This is a genomic window from Candidatus Agathobaculum pullicola, assembly GCF_052117205.1.
Classification (GTDB): Bacteria; Bacillota; Clostridia; order Oscillospirales; family Butyricicoccaceae; genus Agathobaculum; species Agathobaculum pullicola.
The window spans coordinates 1-6653 of sequence record NZ_JBQKJP010000074.1 but is presented as its reverse complement, the minus strand read 5'-3'; the positions used below and the strand labels follow the sequence as shown (position 1 = coordinate 6653).

Genomic DNA, 6653 nt, shown 5'->3' with positions numbered 1-6653 from the left:
GCTGGATATGGTAGATGAAAAGAAAATCGCCCTCAACCCGGCTTATGAGCTGTCTTTCCTCAAAAAAGAGGAACAGCGGGACTTGCTGGACGCGATGGACAGCGAACAGGCGACCCCTTCTCTTTCCCAGGCCCAGCGGCTCAAGAAATACAGCCAGGAGGGGCATTTGACCCTCGATATGATGCGCGTCATCATGGGCGAGGAAAAGAAAAGCGATCTCGACAAAGTAACCCTCTCTGCCGACATCCTGCGGAAGTATTTTCCCAAGAGCTACACGCCCCAGCGGATGCAGGAGACCATCATCAAGCTGCTGGAGGGATGGCAGAAGAAGCGCCAGAGAGACCAGGAACGATGAAAGGAGCCGCCTATGAGGGATATTTCAGCCCGTGAGCTGAAAGGACACAATATTCTCGCCGTGGAGCGTTTTCAGGACAACACTCGCTGGATGATCGAGTTTTCCATTCTGCGTCCCTGTTCCTACGGCAGCCCCGGCGATGAAATGCGGCTGTTTCTTACCGAGGACGGGTATCAGGCCGCCCTCGTAAGCCAGAAGCGCCGGGAAATCAAAATTAAGCGGTATGCCCGTGTGATCGAGGGCCATGTCCTCGACTTCAAGCCGGATAAGCGCCGCCACTCGTAAACCTGCCACTACCACGAAAGGAAAGGAATGAATATGTGTACTGTCCAGAGCATCAAGGATGCTATCCGGGAAAACTGCCAGTCTCTGTATGACATGGAATCCACCGACATTGACCGGGTTTTGCAGACCCTCCCGTTTTCGGGGCGTGAATCGTTGTTCGACCAGCCGCCGCTGCCCAAGCGTCCCTACCGGCCCCGGAAGAACACGAAAACCAAGAACAGCTGAACGCCACAGTCTTTTTCACGAAAGATTGTGGCTTTTTTCATGCCCTGAGAACAGGAAGGAGTGAAGTCAATGGCGGTCTTTCGGATTGAAAGAACCCGCGACTATACGGTAATGAGTAATCATCACCTGCGGAACCATGAATTGTCGCTGAAGGCCAAGGGGCTGCTTTCCATGATGTTATCCCTGCCTGATGACTGGAACTATACTACCCGTGGACTTGCGAAAATCTGCAAGGAGGGCGTTGACGCCATCGGTAATGCACTGCGGGAGTTGGAAACCGCCGGTTACATCGTGCGGAACCAGCTGCGGGACCAACAAGGCCGGATCAGCGACACCGAGTATGTGATTTATGAGCAACCCCAGCCCCGGCAGCCAGAAACGCCTGGGCCGGATACGGCTGTACCAGATACGGCTTCACCAGATACGGAAAACCCGTATCTGGATAAACCGGATACGGAAAAGCCCGCAGAATTAAATATAGAGAAACCAAATACCCAAAAACAAAATACTCATGGATCAAGTACCGATTCCATTCCCTTCCGGGAAACAGCGGCAGCACAGCTGCCGGAACGGAAAGGAAGGGATGCGATGTCTGTCTCAGAGATGGAAAGTTATCGGGATTTGATTCTGGAGAACATCGAGTATGACCACCTGTGCCGGGAGTTTACCACCTACCGGGAGGACTTGGACGAGATTGTGGAGCTGATGGTGGAGACCGTCTGCGCCAAGCGGAAAACCACCCGGATCGCTGGCAGCGACTTCCCCCATGAGGTGGTCCGCTCCCGTTTTTTGAAGCTGGATTGCTCCCATATCGAGTTTGTCATGGAATGCCTGCGGAACAATACCACCGAAATCCGCAACATGAAGCAGTATCTGCTTGCGGTGCTGTTCAACGCGCCGACCACGATCAGCAATCACTACACCGCACAAGTCAACCACGATATGTACGCAGGCGGCTGGTAAACAGCCGCTTTTCTGCTGCCCGGACACATCGGGAGAAAGGATTTTGCTAGGGAACTGCAAGCTGAATATGCTCAGCTGCTGGAGGAAAAGAAAAAAACCTATGCCGAGTACCGCCGCTCCCGTGAGGAAATGCGGGAGCTGCTGGCAGCAAAGGCCAATGTGGATCGGCTCATGAGCATGGAGGAAGAAAAACAGGAAGATAAAGACCACGAGCATGGCCGATAAGACCTTATAAGTGATTAAAAATTTGAAACGAGGTCGTTTCATTTCATGTATGTATAATGCCGGGCGTAGGGGTTGTATGCCTTTACGTCCGGCACTCTTTTTTCTTATGTCTGTTCCGTCGAGAAATATGGCAGTTCTTCCCGCAACCTCAAAAAACTCTTGCTATCTTGACAGCCGTATTTGTATGTATTATACTGTACTTGTAACAGTAATACGGTTAGATTGGAAACGAAGGTGAGAATTTGGAGATAGTCGTAAGCAATAAAGCAAGCCGACCTCTATACGAGCAGATTTCTTCACAGATCAAGGCGGCTATTATGAGTGGCGAACTGAAAGCCGGGGAAGCCATTCCCTCTGTGCGTTCTCTGGCAAAATCATTGCACATCAGTATTCTTACAGTCCAAAAGGCGTATGCCACCCTACAAGAAGATGGCTTCATCGAAACAACGGCTGGAAAAGGCTGCTATGTATCAGCACAAAACCAAGACTTCTATCTTGAAGAACAACAGAAGAAGATAGAAGAAAAATTTGCGGAGGCAATCGAGATCGCCCGCACAAGCGGTATATCTCTCGATAAGTTGACCGGCTTACTAACACTCATGTATCAGGAGGACACATAATGAGCGAAAACATTTTGGAAATAAAAGACTTAACAAAAGACTATGGGGATTTTGTCCTCGACAAAGTGAGCTTTGCCCTTCCTCGCGGTGTCATTATGGGACTGATCGGTGAAAACGGCGCTGGAAAAAGCACCACGATTAACTGTATTCTGAACGAAACACGGAAAACCAGCGGCCAAATTCTCATTTTCGGCAAAGATCACATTTCGGATGAAATTGAAATCAAAGATAAACTCGGCGTGGTCTTTGATGAAAACCATTTCCCTGATATTTTTACGGCAGAGGAAATCGGTAAATTTATGTCTGGAATTTACACCGGCTGGGACTGGCCGCTTTACCGCCAGTATCTTGATAAGTTTGAATTGCCCAAGGATAAGAGGATCAAGGATTTCTCCAAAGGCATGAAAGTGAAACTGGCTTTTGCGGTAGCGTTATCTCACAATGCGGAACTGTTGATTTTGGATGAAGCCACCAGCGGGCTTGACCCCATCATTCGTGATGATGTCTTGGATATGCTGATTGACTTTGTTCAGGACGAAAGCCACTCTGTTTTGGTGTCATCCCATATCACAAGCGATCTGGAAAAAGTAGCTGACTATATCACTTTTATTCATAAAGGCAATTTGATTTTCACGCACGAAAAAGATAATCTGATTGACAACTACGGAATTTTGAATTGCGGCGCTGCCGTATTTGACACTCTGGATAAAACCGAAGTTGTTGCTTATCGCAAAGAAGATTACCAATTCAAAGTTCTGGTGAAAGACCGCAACAAAGCGGCAAAACAATATGCAAATGCTATTGTTGGCCCTGCCACGATTGAAGAAATCATGTTGTTCTATGTAAAGGGGGAAATGCAATGAAAGGGTTACTGACAAAAGACTTTCTGACAGTAAAGAAAAAATACGGGATTACCCGCCTTATCATGGATTTGGCTATTATCGCTGCTTTGATGATTATATTGGAGGGAGCCGGTTCTATCTACATTAGCTTTCTGCTCGTTCCGTTGGAAGTCGCCTCTATGCTGATTACCCTTGCAAACTCTGATGAACAGTGGAAATGGGGCAAATATGCAGTCGCATTACCAATCTCCAAAAGACAGATCGTTAGCAGCCGTTATGCCTTTGGAGGAATCGCGGCAATCATAGGTTTGTGTGTGGCTCTCGTTGTAAACACGATTTCCTATTTTTGCTTCCCTGCATATCAGTTTGGATTCTATCTTTTCCTTTCAATCGCTTCTTTCTGCATGGTTCTGTTGTTCCTTGCTTTTATCTTACCGTCCAATTATTGGCTTGGTGTAAACGCCGGATTCGCAGTTATGTTCATTTTAATCATTCTGCTGGTGGTATTAGGCATCTGGTCAAGGATGACAAACAATGCGATCATGGGATTCGTTGTAGATAATTTTGATTTGAGCATGGCTATTGGCTTTGTCAGCACCATTGTTATTTTTGCCCTGTCCTATATTCTATCGGTTGGCCTATTCAAAAGGAAATATAGTTAATTATTCATCTGGTAATTGAAAAGTGTAACATATTGAAATCCCTGCGCTGTTCCAAAACGAACGATATATCCGTGGAGGGAGATCAGTTTGAGAAATAAAGTCCGAAAACTTCGCATGGAAAATGGGCTAACACAAACGGAGCTGGGGCAAATGGTCAGTGTTTCTCGCCAGACGATCTGTGCAGTAGAATTAGAGTGCTGTGACCCTTCCATTTGGTTGGCTTTCGATATTGCACAGTTATTTGATATGAAAATTGAAGATGTATTCGATTTTACGGACAGAAAAATCAAATAACTATTTACAACATCTGGCCAGACATAGACGAGGGCATAGCGACGCTCGCTTCGTATTTAACGATTCTTTTATATGGCTACAATGTTGGAGAAAAATTGGAATAGACAAGAGGATGAACAATGCAAGAGGTAAATTGGATTCTTTGCCCCATCTGTGGAAATAAAACACGCGACAAAATACGAGAAGATACCATTCTAAAAAATTTTCCCCTCTTTTGTCCGAAATGCAAAAGCGAGTGCCTAATTGACGTTGAACAATTTCATATAACTGTTATCAAAGCGCCAGACGCACAGCCGCAGAGCCGATAACACAAGGTCTAAACCCTTGTGGTTATCGGCTTCTTTTTATCCAATACACAACGACAGCCTGCCCCGCCCGACGGGGAAAGAAAAAAACCGTTGCCGGGCAGGTTGATTTCGTGCGCTCAATATACATACCCCAGCGGCGGTTTTGAGAAATCAAGGCCGCCGCTTTCTTATTGTTCGGTGCAGGATCGGCGGCCCACGGAGGGAGCCGCCATGAGAGCAGTAATATGTAGTTCATCAAAAAAAGCCTTGCTCATGCCCTGGCTCCTTACGCACCGCCACCGGCATTATCCTGCTGGTTAATCGGCAATCAGACAACACAGAATAAGCATGACGCCAGTTTCCTGCTTTGGGAGACTGGCGTTTTTGTTTGCCGCTTTTTGTGGAATGGCCCCGAATTATGCCAGTGTCGTTCTCCGCCCCCATTTCGGCTCACTCGCCAACTGGACCCGTGAACCGAAATGGAGGTACATAATGCAGAAAATCAATCTTCGGGAGTTGTATCCCGATGTTTATAAGACGGACATTTATCTGGAAGTAACCGACGAAGTGCAAGAGGTGTTCTTGGCCGACAAACGAGCGGAAGCACGCTACCTGCGCCAGATGTATAACTACAAAGCTCACTACTCCCTGGACTGCGACAATGGCATTGAGAAGGCCATTATGCAGCACCCACCGACCCCGGAAGAAATCCTGGAGGAGAAGCAGCTCCGCAATCAGCTCTGTGCTGCGGTGATGGAGCTGCCGGACAAGCAGGCCAAGTGGATTTATGCCCGGTTCTACTTGGGCATGACCGTCAAGGAAATTGCCAAAGTTGAAGGTGTTGATCTCAGCTGGGTATATAAGAGCATCAAGCGCGGTTTGATACATCTGGCCAAGAGCCTTTCTGAAAGAAACTCTTAGCTTAAATAGGCTGATTCTGCTAACATCAATCAGCCAATAATTTGCAGGATGCGGTCCCGTTTTACGGGCCGCATTCTGCTTCTATTTTGCGTGATTTCATAATCCGCATAAATAGAAAAAGACCACGGTCAGCGGTGAGCTGAGCATGGCCAGAAGCGTCCATCGGACGCGCAGCCGCAGAATGAAATTCTGCGTTCATGGGGGCTTGGGGGATACCCTCAACAAGCAGCGCCGGGAGCCGAATGGCTATCCAGGGGCATTGCTTGCCTCTTTCCCGCAGGAATAAAATAAGCCAGTGACGAAACCTTCAAATTTCGCTCACTGGCCTACTTTGTTTCAAGTTTCTTGGAGAGTTCCTTTAGTTCCTCTGCAAATCCACGAGTATGGCGCAACAATGTTTCACGCATCTCTGGCGGACAACTCATATAAAGTAGCTTCATCTCGTTCTGCCCTGCTTCGTCTGGCGAGAGATCCGGGTACATAAGCGAGTCCAGTGAAAGATGAACTACCTTTGCCAATGCTTTTAAAATCAAATAGGAAGGATTTCTCCTGGCTTTCTCAATATCGGCAATCTGTTTGGTAGAAACATGGGATTCATCAGCCAGCTGTTCCTGCGTCAGATTTTTTTCTTTTCGTGCTGCTCGGAGCGCATCGCCCAAGGCAGTCAAATCATCAATCGGCATTATCGTTCACCTCAATAATATTGTATCGTTCCGGTTTGATTTGAGGAATAACCTTATCATTCCGGTTGACCAGCACGATTATACCGATTTTGAGTGCATTTATTAAGAACAACGCCAGGCACAAAGGCGTATTGCCTCTGCATCTGGCGTTTCCTTATAAATCTGAAAAATTTTCCTGTTTATCTAAGGCAACACCGCACAAAAAAGTAAGCGTGATACAGCCCGACATGATATAATAAAAACATGGATAAACAGATGACAATGTCTGCGCTTAGTGATGAACTGGCGCAG

General features: G+C 47.2%; 10 protein-coding genes and 2 pseudogenes. 11 read left to right on the top strand and 1 reads right to left on the bottom strand.

The genetic code is table 11. The annotated features are described in order from the left end of the window. From ACTQ3V_RS15080 to ACTQ3V_RS15030, 11 genes and pseudogenes are all read left to right on the top strand, one after another. Positions 1-355, top strand: a pseudogene (locus ACTQ3V_RS15080) (ParB/RepB/Spo0J family partition protein); the annotation flags it as partial. A gap of 12 nt (positions 356-367) precedes the next feature. Continuing rightward, entirely contained in the window at positions 368-640 is a 273-nt protein-coding gene (locus tag ACTQ3V_RS15075; protein WP_227708577.1) for a DUF5720 family protein, read from the top strand. 27 nt (positions 641-667) lie between these two features. After that, positions 668-865 carry a hypothetical protein gene (locus ACTQ3V_RS15070; protein WP_227708576.1) on the top strand — a complete coding sequence of 66 codons (198 nt, stop codon included), beginning with the start codon at positions 668-670 and terminating at the stop codon, positions 863-865. A gap of 69 nt (positions 866-934) precedes the next feature. Beyond that, positions 935-1828 (top strand): DUF6017 domain-containing protein, encoded by an 894-nt coding sequence (locus ACTQ3V_RS15065; RefSeq protein ID WP_227708575.1) that lies wholly within the window; start codon positions 935-937, stop codon positions 1826-1828. Between the two features lie 48 nt (positions 1829-1876). Further along, positions 1877-2053, top strand: a pseudogene (locus tag ACTQ3V_RS15060) (relaxase/mobilization nuclease domain-containing protein); the annotation flags it as partial. 242 nt (positions 2054-2295) lie between these two features. After that, positions 2296-2673, top strand: coding sequence for a GntR family transcriptional regulator (locus ACTQ3V_RS15055; protein ID WP_195271058.1), 378 nt, complete (start codon positions 2296-2298; stop codon positions 2671-2673). Beyond that, positions 2673-3536 carry an ABC transporter ATP-binding protein gene (locus tag ACTQ3V_RS15050; protein WP_441018278.1) on the top strand — a complete coding sequence of 288 codons (864 nt, stop codon included), beginning with the start codon at positions 2673-2675 and terminating at the stop codon, positions 3534-3536. Before ACTQ3V_RS15055 ends, ACTQ3V_RS15050 begins: the two co-directional genes overlap by 1 nt. Further along, on the top strand, positions 3533-4177 hold the full coding sequence (locus ACTQ3V_RS15045) for an ABC-2 transporter permease (RefSeq protein ID WP_441018276.1): 645 nt from the start codon (positions 3533-3535) through the stop codon (positions 4175-4177). Before ACTQ3V_RS15050 ends, ACTQ3V_RS15045 begins: the two co-directional genes overlap by 4 nt. An 87-nt stretch (positions 4178-4264) precedes the next feature. Then, on the top strand, positions 4265-4471 hold the full coding sequence (locus tag ACTQ3V_RS15040) for a helix-turn-helix transcriptional regulator (protein ID WP_441018274.1): 207 nt from the start codon (positions 4265-4267) through the stop codon (positions 4469-4471). 119 nt (positions 4472-4590) lie between these two features. Then, on the top strand, positions 4591-4779 hold the full coding sequence (locus ACTQ3V_RS15035; RefSeq protein WP_195271054.1) for a cysteine-rich KTR domain-containing protein: 189 nt from the start codon (positions 4591-4593) through the stop codon (positions 4777-4779). Between the two features lie 471 nt (positions 4780-5250). Beyond that, positions 5251-5679, top strand: a complete 429-nt coding sequence (locus ACTQ3V_RS15030; RefSeq protein ID WP_441468229.1) for an RNA polymerase sigma factor — start codon at positions 5251-5253, stop codon at positions 5677-5679. Between the two features lie 326 nt (positions 5680-6005). Here the strand turns inward: ACTQ3V_RS15030 and ACTQ3V_RS15025 are convergent, their stop codons facing one another. Beyond that, complete coding sequence (locus ACTQ3V_RS15025) at positions 6006-6362, bottom strand: helix-turn-helix transcriptional regulator (protein WP_441468228.1); 357 nt, start codon at positions 6360-6362, stop codon at positions 6006-6008. Positions 6363-6653: the final 291 nt, after the last annotated feature.